This window comes from Streptomyces niger (assembly GCF_000718305.1).
Lineage (GTDB): Bacteria > Actinomycetota > Actinomycetes > Streptomycetales > Streptomycetaceae > Streptomyces > Streptomyces niger.
Genome location: NZ_JOFQ01000005.1, coordinates 233,288 through 254,846, shown reverse-complemented (window position 1 = coordinate 254,846; position 21,559 = coordinate 233,288). Strand labels below are relative to the sequence as shown.

General features: G+C 71.7%; 21 protein-coding genes. 10 read left to right on the top strand and 11 right to left on the bottom strand.

From position 1 onward, the window contains the following. Positions 1-43: 43 nt before the first annotated feature. Positions 44-1,153, top strand: a complete 1,110-nt coding sequence (locus IF20_RS12040; RefSeq protein ID WP_052865092.1) for an alpha/beta fold hydrolase — start codon at positions 44-46, stop codon at positions 1,151-1,153. Between the two features lie 7 nt (positions 1,154-1,160). On the opposite strand, the gene IF20_RS12035 is transcribed toward IF20_RS12040, so the two are convergent. Continuing rightward, complete coding sequence (locus IF20_RS12035; protein WP_052865091.1) at positions 1,161-2,576, bottom strand: HAMP domain-containing sensor histidine kinase; 1,416 nt, start codon at positions 2,574-2,576, stop codon at positions 1,161-1,163. After that, positions 2,573-3,301, bottom strand: a complete 729-nt coding sequence (locus tag IF20_RS12030; RefSeq protein ID WP_052865090.1) for a response regulator transcription factor — start codon at positions 3,299-3,301, stop codon at positions 2,573-2,575. The genes IF20_RS12035 and IF20_RS12030 overlap by 4 nt, the downstream gene beginning before the upstream one ends. A gap of 63 nt (positions 3,302-3,364) precedes the next feature. Here IF20_RS12030 and IF20_RS12025 point away from each other — a divergent pair, with 63 nt between their 5' ends. Both IF20_RS12025 and IF20_RS12020 read left to right on the top strand, forming a co-directional pair. Further along, the gene (locus IF20_RS12025; protein WP_052865089.1) at positions 3,365-4,540 is read left to right on the top strand and encodes a UDP-N-acetylglucosamine--N-acetylmuramyl-(pentapeptide) pyrophosphoryl-undecaprenol N-acetylglucosamine transferase; all 1,176 of its coding nucleotides are present in this window, start codon (positions 3,365-3,367) and stop codon (positions 4,538-4,540) included. Beyond that, entirely contained in the window at positions 4,537-5,541 is a 1,005-nt protein-coding gene (locus IF20_RS12020; RefSeq protein ID WP_052865088.1) for a GDP-mannose 4,6-dehydratase, read from the top strand. Before IF20_RS12025 ends, IF20_RS12020 begins: the two co-directional genes overlap by 4 nt. A 25-nt stretch (positions 5,542-5,566) precedes the next feature. On the opposite strand, the gene IF20_RS12015 is transcribed toward IF20_RS12020, so the two are convergent. Next, positions 5,567-6,244: a TetR/AcrR family transcriptional regulator gene (locus IF20_RS12015; protein WP_052865087.1), complete on the bottom strand. Its 678-nt coding sequence runs from the start codon at positions 6,242-6,244 to the stop codon at positions 5,567-5,569. Between the two features lie 407 nt (positions 6,245-6,651). On the opposite strand from IF20_RS12015, the gene IF20_RS12010 reads away from it, so the two are divergent. The 4 genes from IF20_RS12010 to IF20_RS11995 all read left to right on the top strand — a co-directional run bounded on the left by IF20_RS12010 (position 6,652) and on the right by IF20_RS11995 (position 10,857). Next, on the top strand, positions 6,652-7,617 hold the full coding sequence (locus tag IF20_RS12010; protein ID WP_052865086.1) for a tetratricopeptide repeat protein: 966 nt from the start codon (positions 6,652-6,654) through the stop codon (positions 7,615-7,617). Positions 7,618-8,195: 578 nt separating this feature from the next. Beyond that, the gene (locus tag IF20_RS12005) at positions 8,196-8,813 is read left to right on the top strand and encodes a DUF6230 family protein (RefSeq protein ID WP_052865085.1); all 618 of its coding nucleotides are present in this window, start codon (positions 8,196-8,198) and stop codon (positions 8,811-8,813) included. 144 nt (positions 8,814-8,957) lie between these two features. Continuing rightward, positions 8,958-9,548, top strand: coding sequence for a DUF6114 domain-containing protein (locus IF20_RS12000; protein WP_052865084.1), 591 nt, complete (start codon positions 8,958-8,960; stop codon positions 9,546-9,548). Then, positions 9,538-10,857 (top strand): hypothetical protein, encoded by a 1,320-nt coding sequence (locus IF20_RS11995; protein WP_052865083.1) that lies wholly within the window; start codon positions 9,538-9,540, stop codon positions 10,855-10,857. Before IF20_RS12000 ends, IF20_RS11995 begins: the two co-directional genes overlap by 11 nt. Positions 10,858-10,971: 114 nt before the next feature. On the opposite strand, the gene pyk is transcribed toward IF20_RS11995, so the two are convergent. The 3 genes from pyk to pta all read right to left on the bottom strand — a co-directional run bounded on the left by pyk (position 10,972) and on the right by pta (position 15,835). Beyond that, positions 10,972-12,399, bottom strand: a complete 1,428-nt coding sequence (gene pyk, locus IF20_RS11990; RefSeq protein ID WP_052865082.1) for a pyruvate kinase — start codon at positions 12,397-12,399, stop codon at positions 10,972-10,974. Between the two features lie 61 nt (positions 12,400-12,460). After that, positions 12,461-13,672: an acetate kinase gene (locus tag IF20_RS11985; RefSeq protein WP_052865081.1), complete on the bottom strand. Its 1,212-nt coding sequence runs from the start codon at positions 13,670-13,672 to the stop codon at positions 12,461-12,463. 72 nt (positions 13,673-13,744) lie between these two features. Further along, complete coding sequence (gene pta / locus IF20_RS11980; protein WP_052865080.1) at positions 13,745-15,835, bottom strand: phosphate acetyltransferase; 2,091 nt, start codon at positions 15,833-15,835, stop codon at positions 13,745-13,747. Between the two features lie 278 nt (positions 15,836-16,113). Between pta and IF20_RS11975 the strand changes: the two genes are divergently transcribed. After that, positions 16,114-17,139 carry an ATP-dependent 6-phosphofructokinase gene (locus tag IF20_RS11975; RefSeq protein ID WP_052865079.1) on the top strand — a complete coding sequence of 342 codons (1,026 nt, stop codon included), beginning with the start codon at positions 16,114-16,116 and terminating at the stop codon, positions 17,137-17,139. A gap of 39 nt (positions 17,140-17,178) precedes the next feature. Here the strand turns inward: IF20_RS11975 and IF20_RS11970 are convergent, their stop codons facing one another. The 3 genes from IF20_RS11970 to IF20_RS11960 form a co-directional block, all read right to left on the bottom strand. After that, the gene (locus tag IF20_RS11970) at positions 17,179-17,880 is read right to left on the bottom strand and encodes a helix-turn-helix domain-containing protein (protein WP_407702485.1); all 702 of its coding nucleotides are present in this window, start codon (positions 17,878-17,880) and stop codon (positions 17,179-17,181) included. A gap of 209 nt (positions 17,881-18,089) precedes the next feature. After that, positions 18,090-18,272, bottom strand: a complete 183-nt coding sequence (locus IF20_RS11965) for a hypothetical protein (RefSeq protein ID WP_052865077.1) — start codon at positions 18,270-18,272, stop codon at positions 18,090-18,092. Between the two features lie 39 nt (positions 18,273-18,311). Then, the gene (locus IF20_RS11960; RefSeq protein WP_052865076.1) at positions 18,312-18,956 is read right to left on the bottom strand and encodes an ATP-binding protein; all 645 of its coding nucleotides are present in this window, start codon (positions 18,954-18,956) and stop codon (positions 18,312-18,314) included. Between the two features lie 107 nt (positions 18,957-19,063). Here IF20_RS11960 and IF20_RS11955 point away from each other — a divergent pair, with 107 nt between their 5' ends. Then, positions 19,064-19,936: a helix-turn-helix domain-containing protein gene (locus IF20_RS11955; protein WP_052865075.1), complete on the top strand. Its 873-nt coding sequence runs from the start codon at positions 19,064-19,066 to the stop codon at positions 19,934-19,936. Beyond that, on the top strand, positions 19,933-20,136 hold the full coding sequence (locus tag IF20_RS11950; RefSeq protein ID WP_052865074.1) for a DUF397 domain-containing protein: 204 nt from the start codon (positions 19,933-19,935) through the stop codon (positions 20,134-20,136). Before IF20_RS11955 ends, IF20_RS11950 begins: the two co-directional genes overlap by 4 nt. 19 nt (positions 20,137-20,155) lie before the next feature. Here the strand turns inward: IF20_RS11950 and IF20_RS11945 are convergent, their stop codons facing one another. Together IF20_RS11945 and IF20_RS11940 are read right to left on the bottom strand one after the other, a co-directional pair. Next, positions 20,156-20,629, bottom strand: a complete 474-nt coding sequence (locus IF20_RS11945) for an RICIN domain-containing protein (RefSeq protein ID WP_052865073.1) — start codon at positions 20,627-20,629, stop codon at positions 20,156-20,158. A 75-nt stretch (positions 20,630-20,704) separates the two neighbouring features. Further along, entirely contained in the window at positions 20,705-21,544 is an 840-nt protein-coding gene (locus tag IF20_RS11940; RefSeq protein WP_052865201.1) for a carbohydrate ABC transporter permease, read from the bottom strand. Positions 21,545-21,559 lie beyond the last annotated feature (15 nt).

The following is a 21,559-nucleotide window of genomic DNA, read 5'->3' as shown; positions in this document are numbered from 1 at the left end:
GGTGGGTGCAGTCTGCATCCACCTACCCCTCCGGGAGACGTACGTGAAGAGATCCGTTCTCGCCGCCTGTGGCGCCACCGCGCTGGCCACCGCCCTGCTCACCGGTTCCGTCGTCCTCGGCGCGACCGCCACGGCGAAGCCGGCGCCCGAGCCGCACGCGGCCGGCCGCCACCAGGCCCGCATCCAGGACCACTTCGACTCCCTCGGCCCGGAGGTGCGGGCCACGAAGCTGTCCTCGGGCCGCACCGCGCACTACATCGACGAGGGGCCGCGGGACGGCCTGCCGGTGCTGTTCATCGGCGGTACGGGCACCAGCGCGCGGGCCGCGCACATGACCGACTTCTTCCGCTCCACCCGTGAGTCGCTGCACCTGCGGCTCATATCGGTGGAGCGCAACGGCTTCGGTGACACCGCGTACGACAAGGACCTGGGCAAGGCCGACTTCGCGAAGGACGCGCTGGAGGTCCTGGACCGGATCGGGGTCGAGAAGGTCGGCGTGGCCGCGATCTCGGGTGGCGGGCCGTACGCCGCCGAGCTGGCGAGCCGTGCCCCGCAGCGCATCCGGGCGCTGCACCTGGCCGCCGCGCTGCCCCCGTACGGCAAGCAGCCCGACTACTGCGGCCTGTCCGACGCGGAGCTGGGCAAGCAGCTGGCGCCGACGATCGCCGACCCCCGCAAGTGGTGGGCGTTCCCCGACGACAGCCCCACCAAGAAGATCCCGGGCTTCGCCGACACCGCGTACGAAGAAGGCGCGCGGACCTACCACCAGCGCGGACAGCAGGCCGACCCGGCGCCGCAGGTGCACGAGCAGAAGCTGTACTGCGAGCGGCCGGGCCCGGACCTGTCGAAGCTCACCGCGCCGGTCTTCCTCTACAGCGGCAAGAAGGACACCACCGTGCCGCCGAGCACGGTCGACACCTGGCGGCAGCACCTGCCCGGGAAGCCCGTGGTGCGCTCGTACGCCGACTCCGGGCACGACGTGCAGTACCGGCACTGGGATCAGATCCTCGCCGACCTGGCCGGGTTTCCGGACCGCACGGTGATCTGCGTCAGCGGCCACAGCGAGATGGCGAAGGCCGCCGCGGCGAAGAGGCTGGTGGCCGACGGGCGGGCCACGCCGGGCAGCTGCGCCTGGCAGAAGTCGGACGGCTGACCCGCCGCTACGCCTCCCGCGTCAGCGGGAAGCGCAGCCGGAACAGCGCCCCGCCGCCCGGGGCCCGCTCCGCGGTGAGCTCGGCGTGGTGCGCCCGGGCGATCTGCCGGGCCATCGCCAGGCCCAGCCCGGAGCCGGGGAGCGCACGCGCGGCCTGCGCGCGGTAGAAGCGGTCGAAGACGTGCGGCAGGTCCTCGTCGGCGATGCCCGGGCCGTGGTCGCGGACGGTGAGCTCCAGCGCGCCCGGCGGGGTGGTCAGCTCCGCCTCGACCGGGCCGCCGGGCGGCGAGAACTTGGCGGCGTTGTCCAGCAGGTTGGACAGCAGGCGCGAGAGGCGGGCGGGGACGCCCGGCACCGTCGTCCCCGCCGCGCCCGCGTCGATCCGTACGGTGAAGCCGATCTCCGGCCAGTGGCCGCGGGCCGCCGCCACCGCGTGCTCCAGCAGCGGCGCGGCGCGCACCTGCTCGACCAGCGGTTGCGGCTCCTCGTCGCGGGCCAGCTCGATCAGGTCGTTGACCAGGGTGGTCACCTCGCGGAGCTGGCGGCCCAGGGCTGCCGAGGCGCGGTCGCGCTGGGCGTCGGTCAGCCGGTCGGCGCGGGCCAGGAGTTCGGCGTTGGTGCGGAGCGCCGTCAGCGGGGTGCGCAGCTCGTGCGAGGCGTCGGCGACCAGTCGGCGTTGGGCGGCGACGGACTGCTCCAGCTCGCCGAGCATGGTGTTGAAGCTGGCTGCCAGCCGGGTCAGTTCGTCCTCGCGGCCGGGCGGCCCGGCGGGCAGTTCGATGCGGTGGCCGGCGTCGCGGGTGGCGGCGATGCGTTCGGCCGCCGCGGTCAGCCGGGTGACGGGCGACAGGCCCGTGCGGGAGACCCAGTAGCCGAGTGCGGCGGCCAGCAGCACGCCCGCGCCGCCCACCGCCGCGAGCATCCCGGCGGCCTGCCGTACCCCCTTCTCCACGGTGTCCGCGCGCAGCGCCACCTGCACCGCCGTGCCGTCCTTGAAGTGCTGCACGAGCATCCGGGCGGGGTGGCCGTGCACGGTGACGGCGGTGAAGTACGGGGCGCGGCGGCCGGCCGCCACCTCGCGGACGGCGCCGGTGACCGGCAGCGCGTAAGCCGCGGACGGGTCGGCCGCGGGGTCGGCGGGGACGATCTGGGAGCAGGCCGGGGCGGACAGGAAGCGGCACTCGGCGGCGAGGACACCGGGCGCTCCTTCGTGCTGGCCCTGGTTCTGCTGCATGACCAGGGTCGCCGACTGGGTGAGGTTCAGCTCCAGCTGGTGGCCCATGGCGTACCGGATGATGACGAAGGCGGCGGTGCACACGCCGATCGCGACCAGCGCGACGGCCGCGGAGGCGGCCAGCGCCAGCCGGGTGCGCAGCGGCCGCCGGCGGCGCCACGGGGCCCCGGCCCCGCGCCGGCCGCTCATGCCTCGCCCAGCCGGTAGCCGATGCCGTGCACGGTGTGCAGCAGCCGCGGTTCGCCGCCCGCCTCCAGCTTGCGGCGCAGATAGCCGACGTACACCGCGAGGGAGTTGGAGTCCGGGCCGAAGTCGCGGCCCCAGACCCGCTCCAGGATCACCTCGCGCGGCACGACCTGGCCGGGGTTGCGGGCGAGCAGTTCGAGCAGCGCCCATTCGGTGCGGCTGAACTCCAGCCGGCGGCCGGCCCGGCGCCCGGAGCGGGTGGCCGGGTCGAGCACGAGGTCGGCGACGGCGGGGGCCTCGGCGGGGTCCGCCGGGGTGACGCGGCGGAGCAGGGCGCGCAGCCGGGCGGTCAGTTCGTCCAGCGCGAAAGGCTTGACGAGGTAGTCGTCGGCGCCCGCGTCCAGCCCGTCCACCCGCTCGCTCACCGAGTCCAGCGCGGTCAGCACCAGGATGGGCGTACGGTCCTCCAGCGCGCGCAGCCGCCGGCAGACGGCGAGGCCGTCCAGCACGGGCATCATCACGTCCAGTACGAGGGCGTCCGGCTGCCACTCCGCGACGGCGCTGAGCGCGGCCAGCCCGTCGGCGGCGCCGCGCACCCGGTAGCCCTCCACGGTCAGGCCGTCCTCGACCGCGGCGCGCACTTCGGCGTCGTCGTCGACGACGAGGATGCGGGGCGCGTGCGGGGCGGCGGCGTCCGGGAGCGGCGGGGGCGATGCGGTCGGCGGCATGAGCCAAGGCTGCCAAAGGGTGCTCTTAGAACGTTCTTAGGGCGCGCGGCGAGCGTGGCGGCCATGCGCACACCACTCTCCGTTGTCATCGGGGCCGGCGGTACCGGCGGCCACATCTACCCCGGGCTCGCCCTCGCCGACGCGCTGCGCCGCGCCGTGCCGGACGCGGTGATCTCCTTCGTCGGTACGGAGCGCGGGCTGGAGACGCGGCTGATCCCGCGGGCCGGCTACCGCCTGCACACCGTCGACATGATCCCGTTCGATCCGGCGCTGGGCGCCCGCCGCTTCCTGCTCCCCGCCGATCTCCTGAAGTCCGGCGCCCAGTGCCGGGCGATCCTGCGGGCGCAGGGCGCGCAGGTGGCGGTCGGCATGGGCGGCTACCCCAGCGCGCCGGTGATCGTCGGCGCCCGGCTGGCGGGGCTGCCGAGCATGATCCACGAGTCCAACGCGGTACCGGGCCGGGCCAACAGGTTCGCGGCCCGGCTCACCCCGCACATCGCCCTCGCCTTCGACCGCAGCCGGGCGCACCTGCCGGGCGGCGACCGGGCCGAGACGGTCGGCATGCCGCTGTCCGGGCCGCTGGCGGGGCTGGACCGGGCGGCGCTGCGCGGCCCGGCCCGCCGGGCGCTGGGCGTTCCGGACGGGGCCCGGCTGCTGCTCGTCAACGGCGGCAGCCTGGGCGCGGCCCGGCTCACCGAGGCGGCCGTCGGGCTGGCAGCCCGGCACCGCCACCGCGCCGATCTGCGGATGGTGATCAAGACCGGTCCGGCGGCGCTGGACGCGGCGCGGGAGCGGCTGGTGGCCGAGGGGGGCGCCGCGGTCGCCGAGGCGGTCCCGTACCTGGACCGGATGGACCTCGCGTACGCCGCCGCCGACCTGGTGGTGTGCCGGGCCGGCTCGGCGACCGTCGCGGAGCTGGCCACGATCGGCATGCCGGCCGTCCTGGTGCCGTATCCGCACGCCCCGGGCGACCACCAGACGCACAACGCGCGGGTGCTGTCCGACGCCGGGGCCGCGCTGCTGCTGCCCGATGCCGAGACCACGGCCGAGCGGCTGGACGCCGTCGTCGGCCCGCTGCTGGACGACCCGGCACGGCTGGCGGCGATGGGCGCCGCCGCCGATCCGGGCGACCACGCCCGCGCCGCCGACCTGCTGGCCGCGAGGGTCCGCCGGCTGGCCGGCCGCACCACCCCGACCACCCCCATCACGTATCCCGCCTCTTCGAAGGAGTACGCATGACCACGCAGCACAATCCCTGGCAGGGCCGCCGGGTCCTCGTCACCGGCGCCGAGGGGTTCATCGGGTCCACGCTCGTCGACCTGCTCGTCGAGCGGGGCGCGCGGGTCCGGGCGCTGGTCCACTACAAGCCGTACGCGGAGAAGGGCCATCTGGCCCGGTACCTGCGGCCGGACGGCCCCGTGGAGATGATGGCGGGGGACGTACGGGACGCGGGCCGGGTGCGGGACGCGGTGGCCGGCTGCGACACGGTCTTCCACCTCGCCGCGCTGATCGGCATCCCGTACAGCTACGACTCGCCGGGCGCCTACGTGCAGACCAACGTGGTCGGTACGGAGAACGTGTGCGAGGCCGCCCGGCTGCACGGCGTGCGGCGGCTGGTGCACACCTCCACCAGCGAGGTCTACGGCACGGCCCGCACCGTGCCCATCGCCGAGAATCACCCGCTCCAGCCGCAGTCGCCGTACTCCGCCTCGAAGATCGGCGCCGACATGCTGGCGCTCTCCCACTGGCACGCCTTCGAACTGCCGGTCACGGTGGTGCGCCCGTTCAACACCTACGGGCCGCGGCAGTCGGCGCGCGCGGTGATCCCCACGATCCTCGCGCAGCTGCACTCCGGCGCCCGCGAGATCAGGCTCGGCTCGCTCACGCCCACCCGCGACTTCACCTACGTCACCGACACCGCCGAGGGGTTCCTCGCGCTCGCGGAGTGCGACCGGGCGGTGGGCGAGGTGGTCAACCTCGGTACCGGGCGGGAGATCTCCATCGGGCAGCTCGTGGCGGAGCTGATGGCGGCGTCGGGCCGGGAGGCGGAGGTGGTCGTGGACCGGGCGCGGCTGCGGCCGGCCGGCAGCGAGGTGGAGCGGCTGCTGTCGGACAACGCGCGGGCCCGGGAGCTGTCCGGCTGGCAGCCGCGGGTGCCGCTGGCGGTCGGGCTGCGGCGCACCTCGGACTGGGTCGGCGGGCACCTGCACCTGTTCGCGCCAGACCGCTACCAGGTCTGAGGCGGCGCGGGGCGGCGGCCCGCGCTCAGTCCTCGCGCTCCAGGCTGCCGAGGCCGCCGAGCAGCAGGGTGGTGAAGCGCGCCGCCCAGGCGGCGTCGACCGGTTCGCCGCTGACCAGGGCGCGGTGCACCACGGCGCCGGCGATCACGTCGAAGATCATGTCCACGCTGCGCGCGGCCGACGCCGCGCCTTCGGGATCGCCGGTGTCCTTCGGCAGCTCACCGCGCCGCTGGGCGCGCTCCCGCCCCTGCACCACCAGCCGCTTCTGGCGGTCCACGACGGCCGAGCGGATGCGGTTGCGCAGCGCGTCGTCCGTGGTGGACTCGGCGACCACCGCCATCAGGGCGGTCTTGGTCTCCGGGCGGGCGAGCAGCGCGGCGAACTGGAGCACCACGCCCTCGATGTCGTCCTTCAGGCAGCCGCGGTCGGGCAGTTCGAGTTCGTCGAAGAGGACCGCGACGGCGTCCACGACCAGTTCGTTCTTGCTCGCCCAGCGGCGGTACAGCGTCGTCTTGGCGACCTTGGCGCGCGCCGCCACGTCGCCCATCGTCAGCTTCCCCCAGCCCAGCTCGACGAGCGCGGCGCGGGTGGCGTCCAGGATCGCGGCGTCGGCCTCGGCGCTGCGCGGGCGTCCCGTGCGGCCGGTGGGGCGGGCGCGCCCCTTGCGGGGCCCGGGGGAGGAGCACTGCATGCGGCAGACCATACCGGCCGGTAGGCGGGAGCACCGTGCGGCGGGTGAGGCAGATCACGGGCACGGCGGGCCCGCGCGCTTGCGGCGGCGGGGGACCGGAGAGTTACGCTACGACTCGTAGCGAAAGAGCGACGCCACACTGGCCGCGGGTGGGGACCCCGGCCGCAGCACAACGGTCCTTTCTCGGGGCCGCGACCGGCCCCGGCAGGGGCCGTACACGCCGGCCCTCCGCGAGGGCCGTGCCCACAGACCGGTCCTCCTCGGGACCACCACAGAGCTCTGTTCCCGACCCGCTTCAGGCAAACCGGCGGGATGCGCGGCCGGGTGCGGAGCTCACCCCGCGGGGTCCAGGGCCATGGGGGCCCTGGATTTTCCGCACCGCTTTCCGGAACGGCCCGCTCAGGGGGGAGGATAGGACCATGCAGCCACGCAATATGTCCATGAGTGGAGTGGTCGACCTCGCCGCGGTGAAGGCGGCCGGGGAAGCGAAGCAGAAGGCGGAACAGTCGCGCGCCGAGGCCGCGCGCACCGGTCGCGCTCCGGCGGCCGGCCGGCTCGTGGTCGATGTCGACGAGGCGGGGTTCCAGCAGGAGATCCTGCAGCGCTCCACCGAAGTGCCGGTCGTCATCGACTTCTGGGCCGAGTGGTGCGAGCCGTGCAAGCAGCTGAGCCCGCTGCTGGAGCGCCTGGCGGGGGAGTACGCCGGCAAGTTCGTGCTCGCCAAGATCGACGTAGACAGCAATCAGGCCCTCTTCCAACAGTTCGGTGTGCAGGGCATCCCGGCCGTGTTCGCCGTCGTCGCCGGCCAGCCGATCCCGCTGTTCCAGGGCGCGGCCCCGGAGGCGCAGATCCGGCAGGTGCTGGACCAGCTGGTCCAGGCCGCCGAGCAGCAGTTCGGCATCGTGGGCGCGCCCGTCGACCCGGCGGAGCAGGGCGCGGCCGAGGACGCGGCGCCCGTGCCGGCCGGCCCGTACGACGCGGTGCTGGAGGCGGCGACCCAGGCGCTGGACTCCGGCGACCTCGGTGGCGCGATCCAGGCGTACAAGAACGTGCTCTCCGACGACCCGGCCAACGCCGAGGCCAAGCTGGGGCTCGCGCAGGCCGAGCTGCTGCACCGCGTGCAGGACCTCGACCCGCAGGCCGTGCGCAAGGCGGCGGCCGACAGCCCGGGTGACGTGACCGCCCAGATCGAGGCGGCCGATCTCGACCTGGTCGGCGGGCATGTCGAGGACGCCTTCGGGCGGCTGGTCGACGTCGTCAGGCGCACCGCGGGCGACGACCGCGAGGCCGCGCGGCTCCGCCTGCTGGAGCTCTTCGAGGTCATCGGCGCCGACGATCCGCGCGTGGTGAGCGCGCGCACCGCGCTGGCCCGCGTCCTGTTCTGACAGCTCGCCAAGTCCTCCCTCCTCAAACGGAACGGCGGCCACGTTTTACCAAAACTTGGTAAACGTGGCCGCTGTTACTTGGAGTAAGACCGCTGGGGTGGCTTGGCGTGTTTTGGGCGTAATTTGCGGATGTTTCTTCCGCGTGAAGGGCGACCGTCCGTACCCGGGTGATCTCGCTCGGTGCGCACCTGGTTATTTGTCTGTTACTCGTAGGTAACGAGCCCCTTGTGCGCCGGCTCCGAATGGACCACGATCAGCCAAGCTCGGTCCATCACACCGCAGTCCGGCAGCCGGCCGGAAAGCGCGGCGGGTGGGTCCCCACCGAGTGGCCGGCGGCAGTGACGCCGGCCGAGGGCAGGGGGGTCTTCGCCGTCCCGGCGGAGCCTGTCCAGAGAGGTTGCGCGAGAGCGTGGCCAGTGGTTGTCGCTCGGGGGTGATCGCCGGTACTTCGGAACGCAAGACCTCCGAGGCAGGCGCTCTCCTTCCCGAGGACGTAGCACTTCTCCCATCCCAGGTGCGGCCGTATCCATGACCGATCGGCCGGCGCCGGAGATGTACGTCCGAGAAGGAGGAAAGTCATGGAGTCCCTGGCTCGTGGCGGGACCAGATGGAAGCGGTTCGCCGTCGTCATGGTGCCGAGCGTCGCTGCGACGGCCGCGATCGGCGTGGCCCTTTCGCAGGGTGCGCTGGCCGCGTCGTTCAGCGTGTCCGGCCAGCAGTTCAAGGTGTCGACCGACCGCCTGGACGGCACCGGGTTCGTCCAGTACGGCGCCGTCGACGCCCAGAAGGGCGGCAAGCAGATCCCGGTGGCGGTCTCGGCGTTCTCCAACGCCAAGATCAAGAACCTCTGCCAGTCCGTCGTCGTGCCCGTCCCGGTCTTCGGCGACGTGTCGATGAAGCTGCAGGCGGGTGGCGGTGACACGCCGGTCGAGGCGAAGAACCTCTACATCGACCTGGACCAGCTGCAGGCGGACGCGACCTTCAACAACATCAACATCGGTGTTGCCGCGGGTTCGACGTCCAAGGGCCCCGGCATCAAGAAGGGTGACAAGGCCGACCCCGGCTCGTTCGCCCAGGAGGCCGACACGGCCACCCTGACCGGTGTCAAGCAGACGGCGTGGGCGACCACCGCCGGCACGTTCAAGCTCAGCGGCCTGAAGATGAAGGTTTCCGCGGGCAAGAACGAGTGCTACTGACGCACTGAGCGTGCGGGCACGGGGAAGCCGGACACCAGGCCCTCCGACGGGCCGTGACCCTGTGCCCGTGCGCCACCCGTCGACAGCACCGAGCACCACCAGCTCACGTACCACCGAATTGCCAGTCCCGAGGAGCTGTACGAGATGAGCGCCGACACGCGACCACGGCTGAGCGAGACAATCGGCCGGCAGCGCCGTTCCTTCCGGGTTTGGCGTGGACAACGCCCCTACTGGGGCGGGCTGCTGACCCTGCTGGCCGGCATCCCGATCATGTACATCCCTTACGCGAACCTCACGATTGGTTCCCTGACCGTCCGCATGGCGACGACGGCGGGCGCCGGCTCGCTGATCATCGGCGTGCTGCTGGTCGTGCTCGGTCTGACCATGTGGTTCCAGCCCGCCTCGCGGGTGTTCGCCGGTGTCGCGGCGATCCTGCTGTCGCTGGTGTCCCTGGTCGTCTCCAACTTCGGTGCCTTCCTGATCGGCTTCCTGCTGGGGCTGATCGGCGGTGCGCTGGCGGTCTCCTGGGCGCCCGGTAAGGCGGCCCCGGCCGGGGCCGCCGACGAGGACACCGACGGACCCAGCGGGCGTGCGGACGACGGCGCCGACGGGTTCGACGCGTTCGGCGGCGGGCGACCCGCGGCGGCCGGAGCGGGCGGTTCGCGCGGCGTACTGGACGACCTGTCAGGTAAGAGCCCGACCAACGGGACGAACGGGAGGCATCGTGCCGGGTGACGAGCTGCACGACGAGGGCGCAGCCGCCGGGGCGAGATCCGGGCGGCACGCGGCGCCGAGGAAGCCGCTGCTGACGCGGTTGCACGTGCCCGCCGGCAAGGCGATCGCGATTGCCGCCATGCCCTCCGCCGTGCTCATGGGCATGGGGCTCACGCCCCAGCTGGCCGTGGCCAAGCCCAAGCCCCCGGAGAGCCCCTTCCGCGGCGGTCCGTGCGTGACCGCGCCGGACAAGGTGGACGACAAGGACGCCAAGGCCGACGAGAAGGACGCCAAGGCCGGGGACGAGGACGCCAAGGGCGACGAGAAGGGCGGCAAGGACACCGCCGAGCCGTCCACGAAGCCCTCCGGCACGGACGAGGACAAGACGTCCGAGCCGTCCGCCACCCCCAAGGGCGAGGAGCCGTCGGATTCCGCGACGCCGTCGCCGTCCGCCTCCCCCGAGGAGGAGAAGAAGGACGGCGGCCTGCTGAGCGGCGTCGGTGACGCGCTCGGCGGCCTGCTGGGCGGCGGCGACACGTCCGAGGACTCCTCGGAATCCGGGGACTCCGAGGGCACGGCCACCGACTCGCCGAGCCCGACCCCGTCGGCCTCGGAGTCCGCGTCCGAGGACACCTCCAAGGAGGCCACCGAGGACTCCGGCGCGTCCGCCGGGAAGGCCACCAAGCCCGTCGAGGACACCGTCAAAGGCGTCACGGACGGTCTCGGCAAGGCCGGCGACTCGCTCAAGGACGGCTCGAAGACCGTCGGCGACACCGTCCACGGCGCCGTGGGCATGGCGGACAACGCCCTGCCCGGCGGCGGTCTGGACGGCACGGACGCCAACGGCAAGAAGGGCTACCCCTGCGTCGTCGAGAACAAGCAGAAGGGCAAGGACGAGCAGACCCCCGTCACCCTGCCCGACAAGCCCTGGCACCTGACGTCCTCCGCGCTCACCCTGCGCGGCCTGGACTACGAGGGCGTCGTCAACGTCACCACCCAGAGCGGCCACACCAAGCAGGTGCTGAAGTTCACCGCCGACAGCGTGGACATCGGCGACCTGCACCAGACGGTGGACGACCCGACGTCGGGGACCAAGTACCACGTCGAGGCGCGCAAGGGCTCCACCTCCACCTTCCGCGGCGGCAAGGTGACGATGTACACCGAGCGGCTGCAGGGCAACCTCTTCGGGCTGATCCCCATCGTGTTCGACGCGGAGCACCCGCCGCCGATCAACACCCCGTTCGCCTACTTCACCAAGGTCGAGCTCGACCAGGCCGGCCAGTTCGGCGGCAACCTGCACGTCCCGGGCCTGCACCAGTACATGACCTGAGGCACCGCAGCAGCTCCGGATCCGTCCGGTCCACGTACCCGTCGCGGGAGCCGCACCACGAAGGCCCCGCTCCTCCTCGGAGGAGCGGGGCCTTTCGCGTGCGTACGGGGCGCGTCAGGCGCGCTCGCCGCCCAGGTGGTGCACCCGGACCATGTTGGTGGTGCCGGGGACGCCGGGGGGCGAACCGGCCGTGATGATCATGGTGTCGCCGGCGTTGTACCGCTTGAGCTTCAGCAGCTCGGAGTCGACCAGGTCGACCATGGCGTCGGTGGTGTTGACGTGCTCCACGACGAAGGTCTCCACGCCCCAGCTCAGCGAGAGCTGGTTGCGGGTGGACTCGTCGGTGGTGAAGGCCAGGATCGGCTGCACCGCGCGATAGCGGGACAGGCGACGGGCGGTGTCACCGGACTTGGTGAAGGCCACCAGCGCCTTGCCGTTCAGGAAGTCGGCCATCTCGGCGGCGGCACGGGCCACGGCGCCGCCCTGCGTACGCGGCTTCTTGCCCGGGACCAGCGGCTGCAGGCCCTTGGACAGCAGCTCCTCCTCGGCCGCCTCGACGATCTTCGACATCGTCTTGACGGTCTGGATGGGGTACTGGCCGACCGAGGACTCGGCGGAGAGCATGACCGCGTCCGCGCCGTCCAGGATCGCGTTGGCCACGTCGGAGGCCTCGGCGCGGGTCGGCCGCGAGTTGGTGATCATCGACTCCATCATCTGGGTCGCCACGATCACCGGCTTGGCGTTCCGCCGGCACATCTCCACCAGGCGCTTCTGCACCATCGGGACCTTCTCCAGCGGGTACTCCACCGCCAGGTCACCGCGGGCCACCATGACGCCGTCGAAGGCCGCGACGACCTCTTCCATGTTGTTGACGGCCTGCGGCTTCTCGACCTTGGCGATCACCGGCACCCGGCGGCCGACCTCGTCCATGACGCGGTGCACGTCCTGGACGTCCTTGGCGTCCCGCACGAAGGACAGCGCCACCAGGTCGCAGCCCATGTTCAGGGCGAACTTCAGGTCCTCGATGTCCTTCTCGGACAGGGCCGGGACGTTGACCGCCGCGCCGGGTAGGTTGATGCCCTTGTGGTCGGAGATCACGCCGCCCTCGATGACGATGCAGCGCACGCGCGGGCCGTCGACCTCGACCACCTGGAGCGCGACGTTGCCGTCGTTGATCAGGACCGGGTCGCCCTTGGAGACGTCGCCGGGCAGGCCCTTGTAGGTGGTGCCGCAGATGGTCTTGTCACCGGGCACGTCCTCGGTGGTGATGACGAACTCGTCACCGCGCACCAGCTCCACCGGACCGTCGGCGAAGGTCTCCAGGCGGATCTTCGGCCCCTGGAGGTCGGCGAGGACGCCGACGGCGCGGCCGGTCTCCTCGGCGGCCTTACGAAGGCGGTGGTACCGCTCCTCGTGCTCCTCGTGGGTGCCATGGCTCATGTTGAAACGGGCCACGTTCATGCCGGCCTCGATCAGCGTCTTCAGCTGGTCGAAGGAGTCAACGGCGGGGCCCAGGGTGCAGACGATTTTCGAACGGCGCATGGGCTGAATCCTATCGGTTTGTTTCAGAGCGGAATATTCCACCTGGCGGAAGCGCCGAAAACTAGGCGCTGACCAGTGCGTATGTCTGGTTGGCGATCTCCAGCTCCTCGTCGGTCGGCACCACGGCGACCGCCACGCGGGCGTAGTCGGGCGAGATGATGCGCGCCTCGCCGGACCGCTCGGCGTTCAGCCGCGCGTCCACCGCGAGCCCCATCTCCTCCAGGCCCAGCACCGCGGCCTCGCGGACCGGCGCGGAGTTCTCCCCGACACCCGCGGTGAAGGCCACCGCGTCGACCCGGCCCAGCACGGCGGTGTAGGCGCCGATGTACTTCCGCAGCCGGTGTATGTAGATGTCGAACGCGAGGGCCGCCCGCTTGTCGCCCTCGTCGATCCGCCGCCGGATCTCCCGCATGTCGTTGTCGCCGCAGAGCCCGATCAGGCCGCTCTTCTTGTTGAGCAGCTCGTCGATCTCGTCGCTGGACAGCCCGGCGTTGCGCTCCAGGTGGAAGATGACCGCCGGGTCGATGTCGCCCGAGCGGGTGCCCATGACCAGGCCCTCCAGCGGGGTCAGGCCCATCGAGGTGTCCACGCAGCGGCCGCCGGCCACCGCCGAGGCGGAGGCGCCGTTGCCCAGGTGCAGCACGATGACGTTGACCTCGGACGGGTCCTTGCCGAGCAGCTTGGCGGTCTCGCGCGAGACGTACGCGTGCGAGGTGCCGTGGAAGCCGTACCGGCGCACGCGGTGCGCGTCGGCGGTCTCCACGTCGATCGCGTACCGGGCCGCGTACTCCGGCATCGTCGAGTGGAAGGCGGTGTCGAACACGGCGACCTGCGGCAGGTCCGGGCGGAGCCGCTGGGCGGTCCGGATGCCGGTGAGGTTCGCCGGGTTGTGCAGCGGCGCGACCGGCACCAGCCGCTCGATCTCCTTGAGCACCGCCTCGTCGATCACCGTCGGCTCGGTGAACCGCAGCCCGCCGTGCACCACCCGGTGGCCGATCGCGGCCAGCTCGGGGGAGTCCAGCCCCAGCCCGTCCTCCGACAGCTCGTCCGCGACCGCCTTCAGCGCCGCGTCATGGTCGGCCATCCGCTCCTCGCGCTCGCGCTTCTCGCCGCCGGCCGCCAGCGGGGTGTGCACCAGGCGCGAGGCCTGCTCGCCGATCCGCTCGACCAGCCCCACCGCCAGCCGGACGCCTCCGTTCATGTCCAGCAGCTGGTACTTCAGCGAGGAGGATCCGGAGTTCAGGACGAGGACTCGGGTGGCGTCGGTAGTCATGGAGAAGCTTTCGGGTCGGGATACGGGAGGAATACGGGAGGACTACGGGAAGAAGGGGCGGGGGAGACGGGGTCAGCGGCCGGCCGGGGTCGCGTCGCCCTGGGCCTGGACGGCCGTGATGGCGACGGTGTTGACGATGTCCTGGACCAGGGCGCCGCGCGAGAGGTCGTTGACCGGCTTGCGCAGCCCCTGCAGGACCGGGCCGACGGCGACCGCGCCGGCCGACCGCTGCACGGCCTTGTAGGTGTTGTTGCCGGTGTTCAGGTCCGGGAAGACCAGCACGGTGGCCCGGCCCGCGACCTCGGAGTCCGGCAGCTTGGTGCGGGCGACGTCGGCGTCCACGGCCGCGTCGTACTGGATCGGGCCCTCGACCAGCAGGTCGGGGCGGCGCTCGCGGACCAGCTCGGTGGCCTTGCGCACCTTGTCCACGTCCGCGCCGGAGCCGGAGGTGCCGGTGGAGTACGACAGCATCGCGATCCGCGGCTCGACGCCGAACTGAGCGGCGGTGGCGGCGGACTGGATGGCGATGTCGGCCAGTTGCTCGGCATTCGGATCCGGATTGACCGCGCAGTCGCCGTAGACCAGCACCCGGTCGGCCAGGCACATGAAGAAGACGGACGAGACGATCTGCGCGTCCGGCTTGGTCTTGATGACCTCGAACGCCGGCCGGATGGTGGCCGCCGTGGAGTGCACGGCACCCGACACCATGCCGTCGGCCAGGCCCTCCTGGACCATCAGCGTGCCGAAGTAGGAGACGTCGGCGACCACGTCGTACGCCAGCTCGTACGTCACGCCCTTGTGGGCGCGCAGCTCCGCGTACCGCTCGGCGAACCGCTCGCGCACCGGCGCCGTGTGCGGGTCGATGATCTGCGCGTCACCCAGTTCGATGGAGAGGTCGGCGGCGCGCTTGCGGATCGCGTCCTCCTCGCCCAGCAGCGTCAGGTCGCACACGTCCCGGCGGAGCAGCACGTCGGCGGCGCGCAGCACGCGCTCCTCGGTGCCTTCGGGCAGCACGACCCGGCGGCGCCCGGACCGGGACCGCTCGATCAGCTCGTGCTCGAACATCATCGGGGTGACCCGGTCGGACTTCAGGACCGAGATGCGCTTGGTCAGCTCGACGGTGTCCACGTGCCGCTCGAAGAGGCCGAGTGCGGTCTCGGCCTTGCGCGGCGAGGCGGCGCTCAGCTTGCCCTCGATCTCGAACAGCTCGCCGGCCGTCGGGAAAGACCCGCCCGGCACGGATATCACCGGCGTACCGGGCGCCAGCCGGGCGGCCAGCGCCATGATGTCGGGCCCCGGCCGCTCGCCGAGGGTGAGCAGGACGCCGGCGATGGGCGGGGCGCCGGCGCTGTGCGCGGCGAGCGAGCCGATGATCAGGTCCGCGCGGTCCCCGGGCGCGACGACCAGGCAGCCCTCGGTCAGCGCCTTGAGGAACGTCGGCAGCATGGCGCCGCCGAAGACGAAGTCCTTCGCGTCCCTGGCCATCCCCGAGTCGTCACCGAGCAGCACCTCGCCGCCGAGGGTGTGGGCGATCTGCGAGACGGTCGGCGCGGAGAGCGAGGCGTCCTCGGGCAGCGCGTAGCAGGGCACCGGCAGGTGCGTGGCCAGCTGCTCCACGACGGCGGCGTGGTCGGCGGGGGCCACCCGGTTCACGACCAGGGCGACCACGTCGCAGCTCATGGACTCGAAGGCGCGGTAGGCGTTGCGGGCCTCGTCCCGGACGGACTCCGGCTCCTGGTCGCGGCCCGCGACGACCGGCAGCACCGAGGCGCCGAACTCGTTCGCCAGCCGTGCGTTCAGGCTCAGCTCGTCCGGCAGGCCGGTGTCGGCGTAGTCGGTGCCCAGCACCAGGACGTAGTCGTACTCCCTGGCCACGTCGTGGAAGCGGTCCACCAGCCGGGAGACCAGCTCGTCGGCGCCCCGCTCGGCCTGCAGGGCGCTCGCCTCCTCGTAGCCCATGCCGTACACCGTGTCGGCCGGCTGGGTGAGGCGGTACCGCGACCGCAGCAGGTCGAAGAGCCGGTCCGGGCCGTCGTCGTGCACGAGCGGGCGGAAGACGCCGACCCGGTCCACATGGCGGGTCAGCAGTTCCATGACCCCCAGCTCGATGACCTGGCGTCCGTCGCCGCGGCCGATGCCGGTCACGTACACGCTCCGCGTCACGCGCGATCTCCGTCCTTTTCCGTCGCTCACAGGGGGAAATTACCCGTTATGGTGGCCTTGCCCCCCTTGACAATACCTGCGTCAGTGGATAGGCCGCTTCCTCCAGTGTCCATGGTCGGCGCCGGTGGGCGAAGGCGGGTGCACGAGGCGGGTGAGGACTCCTGTGCCGGGTACCCGAAGGCGGAGTACCCGAGACGCGTGAGGTCACCGGTCACCGGCCCGTGAAACAATCGCACCGGCTCACCAGAACCAACATCGAGCACAGGAGACTCAGCACGATGCGTATCGGAGTCCTGACCGCGGGCGGCGACTGCCCGGGCCTCAACGCCGTGATCCGCTCTGTGGTGCACCGCGCCGTCACCGGCCACGACGACGAGGTCATCGGCTTCGAGGACGGCTTCAAGGGTCTGCTCGACGGCCGTTACCGCAAGCTCGACCTCGACGCCGTCGGCGGCATCCTCGCCCGTGGCGGCACCATCCTCGGCTCCTCCCGCCTGGAGCGCGCGCGGCTGCGCCAGGCCTGCGAGGACGCCAAGGACATGTCGAAGGAGTACGGCATCGACGCGCTCATCCCGATCGGCGGCGAGGGCACCCTCACCGCGGCCCGGATGCTCGCCGACGCGGGGCTGCCGGTGGTCGGTGTGCCGAAGACCATCGACAACGACATCTCCTCCACCGACCGCACCTTCGGCTTCGACACGGCCGTCGGCGTCGCGACCGAGGCCATCGACCGCCTGAAGACCACCGCCGAGTCGCACCAGCGGGTCATGGTCGTGGAGGTCATGGGCCGCCACGCGGGCTGGATCGCGCTGGAGTCCGGCATGGCCGGCGGCGCCCACGGCATCTGCCTGCCCGAGCGCCCCTTCGACGTGAACGACCTGGTCAAGATGGTCGAGGAGCGCTTCGCCCGGGGCAAGAAGTTCGCCGTCGTCTGCGTCGCCGAGGGCGCGCACCCCGCCGAGGGCACGATGGACTACGCGAAGGGCGAGATCGACCAGTTCGGTCACGAGCGCTTCCAGGGCATCGGCACCAAGCTCGCCGTCGAGCTGGAGAACCGGCTCGGCAAGGAGGCCCGCCCGGTCATCCTCGGCCACGTCCAGCGCGGCGGCACCCCCACCGCGTACGACCGCGTCCTGGCCACCCGCTTCGGCTGGCACGCCGTCGAGGCGGCGCACCGCGGCGACTTCGGCAAGATGACCGCGCTGCGCGGCACGGACATCACGATGGTGCCGCTCGCCGAGGCGGTCACCCACCTCAAGACCGTCCCCGCCGACCGCATGCGCGAGGCCGAGTCGGTCTTCTGAGCCGTTCCGGCGCCCGGCCCCGACGGGCCGGGCGCGGCTTCACCCCTCGCCGACCTGCTCCCAGAAGTGGGTGAGGACGTCGGCCAGGAAGTCCCGGCCCGCGTCGCTGGACTCCGCGGCCGTCTCCACGCCGCCGCCCCAGCCGAGGGTCCCGGCCATCCGCCGGTGGTACTCCTCGAACAGGAACTCCAGCGCCTTCTGCACCGCCGGCTTGGGCAGTCCCAGCAGCTTGCACACCGGCCGGGTGTACGCCTGCCAGCGCGTGGTCGCCGCGCTGCGCAACATCTCCGCCAGCTGCCGGTCACGGCCGGTCAGCCGGACCAGCGCGGGCAGCGGGAGATCCAGCTCGGCCCGGAGCGCCGCGGCCTGCCGGTCGTTGCCCTGCCACTGACCCGTGGCCTCCATCCGCTCGTACGCCGGGATCTCCATCCCGATGCGCAGCGCGAGGTCGTCGGCGGCGATGCCGCGGGCTATGCGGTACTCGCGCAGGGTGTCGGGTGTGCCGAGCAGATCACCGGGTGCGCACCACAGCGCGCCCGCGAGCGCGTTCAGCTCGCTCTCCGTCGGTGAACCCTCGCCCCGCTCCCACGCGGCGATCGTCCGTGGCTGAATCGGTTTTCCGTACGCGGCGTTGATGCCGTACGCGACATGCGCGGGCGTCATGCCGAGAGCCTCGCGCATGCGCTTGGCTGCCTGGGCGTCGAAGGGTGGGCGGCGCTCGCCCCTGTCTGGCGTGTGCACGGCCACACCGTAAATGACCCGGATATGTCTACGCGGGTAGTTCCGCCCTTTGCTTCGAAAACTCGTAGCAATATACGGGTTGCGGAGAGTGATCTTGTGACGGTGGGTGATTTTTTCACGGACCGTGAGCGAAACGCGAGAGGATTCTCAGCCAAAAATCCTGCTTGACTGAGCGCTCGCTCAGTCCGCGACTTCGGCCGGGGATCGATTCACAGAAAGTGCAGCTGCTCCCTCACTGCGCGCAGGTCGCTCAACCAGCGTCGGTACGCCGGAACCTTTGCAAGCCTCTCCAGCGCCACCGTCTGTCCCAAGCGGTCGACGTCGTGCTCGGGCGCGCGCCGCCCGCCGAGCGCTGCCTTGAGTACAGCCTTCGGATCGGCGACTCTCTCCACGTCATGTGGCACCTCCCACGTGACGTCACGGGTGAGCGACTATCCACGCTCCTCATGGCTCCGTACGGTCAGCGGCTCGGTGGCGGGCAGCGTCAGGTTCGGGCCGTCACCGGAGAGCTCCAGCACGACGACGGGCCTGCCGCGCGCGTCCCGGCCGTGGCCCACGCTGCGTACGGAGTGCCACTCGCCCCAGGCGCGTACGCGACTCCCGGCCTGCGCCAGCGCCGCCGCGACGACCTGCTCGCGGGGTCCGGTCAGGAGGGCCGGTGCCTTCAGCTCCGCCCATACCGTTTTGCCGATACCGCCGAGGCGTGCGGTGACGCCCCATTGCTCGGCCACCGCCGCCACGAGCAGCAGCCCGCGGCCGCCCGTCTCGTCCGGGCCGGGCGTGCGGACCTCGGGGCGGCCGGCCCCGGCGTCGCTCACCTCCAGCCGCAGCGTTCCGGCATCCGGCGCGTGCACGATCCGCACCCCCACCTGCCGGTCGGGCGGCGCGGGTACGCGCAGAGCATTGGTGACGAGCTCGGACAGTAGCAACTCGGCGTCCGCCGCTGCCTCTTGGCTGACCCCCCAGGTGCCGGTCGCCGCAAGCAGTGCGGCCCGCGCTCTGGGCACGGTGCGGTGGCTGCGGGGCAGCCGGAAGGAGATGACGGCGGGTTCCCCTGGCGGGGTGTTGTCGGCCATGCCAGCAGGGTGACAAACCTGCAACGTTGAAGGAGATGCCGAGGCTGAATTTCATTCTTTCGGGTATCGAGACGCCATGCAGACGACGCCCCTGGTAGGCAGGTGGCATGACGAACGTCAAGCCGTCCACTGTGCTGGGACGCCAACTCGGTGACGAACTGCGCCGCTTGCGCGAAGCCGCTGACCTCACCATGGCCGAGGCGGCAGAGGTGCTCGACTGCACCAAAGGGAAGGTCAGCCGTCTGGAGAACGGGCATGTGCCCGTCCGTACGCCGGACTTGAACGCCTTGATGCAGGCGTACCGCGTAGGGGAGGAAGAGACCCGCGACCGTCTCGTCGCGCTGGCACGCCGGGCCAACCGGCGACGGCGCGAGGGGTGGTGGCATCAGTACGGTTCCGTAGTCGGCGAGACGTATCGCGACTACATCGCCATGGAGAACATCTGCGACGGCATCAAGACGTTCCAGGCCCAGCTGGTCCCCGGGCTGCTCCAGACCCCGGAGTACGGTCGCGCGGTCACGGTGGCCTCGCGCGCCTGGCAGACGGCGGCGGAGATCGACCAGTTCGTCCAGGTCCGGATGGCCCGCCAGAAACGGCTCGCCGGCGACACCCCGTTGGAGCTCTGGGCTGTCCTCGCCGAAGGCGTTCTGCACCAGCAGGTGGGCGGGCCCGCTGTGATGCGCGACCAGTTGGAACACCTGGCAGGCATGGCGGGGCGGCCGAACATCACCGTGCAGGTGCTGCCGTTCTCGCGAGGGGCGCATTCGGGTATGTTCGGGCCGTACTTGCTGCTGAGCTTTCCGCAGGTGTCGGCGCTCGATCTGGTACTCACGGAAACGCCGACGGGCAACATCTGGATGGAGCACGAGTCCGAGGTGGCTTGCTACCGCGGCCTGTTCGACGATGCCCGCACCTCTGCGTTGCCGCCGACGGAATCGCTCAAGCTGATCCGGCGCATCGCGAAGGAGCACAGATCATGAGCCGAGACCGTACTGCCGAGCCCGACCTCGCGGGAGCGATATGGCGGGCCAGCAGCTACAGCGGCGGGCAAGGTGAATGCGTCGAAATCGCCGACAACATACCCGGCATCGTCCCCGTACGGGACAGCAAGTGGCCTGGCGGGCCGGTGATCGGGTTCGGGCGGGAGGCGTGGGGGGACTTCATCGAGTCGCTGCGCTGAGACGGCGGCTTCGGCGGCGTCACCAGTCGGCGTCGACCAGCGGCTCCAGCCGGAACAGCTGGTGGGGGACGTCCGCGCGTGGCCACTGGACGAGGCGGGCGCCGTTGCCCGTGGCGCCGTCGGCGACGTCGAGGTACTGACCGCTGTGCTCCACGGCGATGCGGAACGTGCCGTCGCGCTGGGGCTCGAACCGGAACTTCTCGTTGGCGGTGCCGACCGCCCGCCACTGGACCAGCCACGCGCCCTCCTTCGGCGAGGCGTCCGCGATGCTCAGGACCTTGCCGCTGTGCTTGGCCACGAGCCGGTAGGAGCCGTCCCCGGCGGGTTCCAGGGAGAACTTCTCGTTGTCGCGGGCGCCGCGCGAGAACTGGATCACGTGGGCGCCGTCGGCGGTGGATGCCTCGCTCACACACACCACCTTGCCGCTGTGCACGGCGACGACGCGGGCGCGGGACGGCAGAGCGCGGGACGGTGCGGAGGGGGCGCTGGACATGGCGGACCTCCTTGCGCCGGCGTGGCGGTCACCGGGCACGGTAGGCCGCTCCGGGCGGCGCCGGACAGGCACGGGTCAGCCTTTCACGGCGCCGCCCAGTGCGAAGCCGCCGCCCAGGCGGCGGGCGATCAGGATGTACAGGAGCAGCACCGGGGTCGAGTAGATGACGGAGAAGGCCGCGAGCTGGCCGTAGACCACGGTCCCGCGGTTGCCGAAGAAGTCGTTGATGCTGACCGAGGCGGGCATCTGCGCGGGGTCGAGCAGGAGCATGAAGGGGACGAAGAAGTTGCCCCACATCATGACGAAGGAGTAGACGGTCACGACCGCGATGCCCGGCCCCATCAGTGGCAGGACGATGCGGAGCAGGGACTGCATGGGCGAGGCGCCGTCGGTCCAGGCGGCCTCCTCCAGCTCCTTCGGTACGCCGTCCATGAAGTTCTTCATCAGCCATACCGCGAAGGGGAGTTGGGACGCCGCGAAGAACAGGATCGTGCCGTGCATGGTGTCGATCAGCTCGACCTGGACGAACAGGGCGTACACCGGGACCATGATCGCCGTGATCGGCAGGCAGGTGGCGAAGAGGATCGTGGCCAGGAAGGCGCTGCCCGTACGGGAGCGGTAGCGGGACAGCGGGTAGGCCGCCAGGGCCGCGCAGACGATCGTCAGCAGGGTCGCCCCGCCGCACAGGATCAGGCTGTTGAGGAGCGGGGTGAAGGTCACGTCGGGGACGAGGACCGCGTCGAAGTTGGTGAGGGTGAGCTTGTCGGGGATCTTCACTTGCAGGTCGGCCTGCGCGTCCAGGGAGGAGAGGAGTACCCAGGCCAGGGGGAGGACGAAGGCCGCCGCGACCACCAGGAGCGCCGCGTCCGCCGCGAGGCGGCGGGTGGTGCGGCGGGTTGCCTGAGTGCGCTTCACGGAAACGGAGACGGG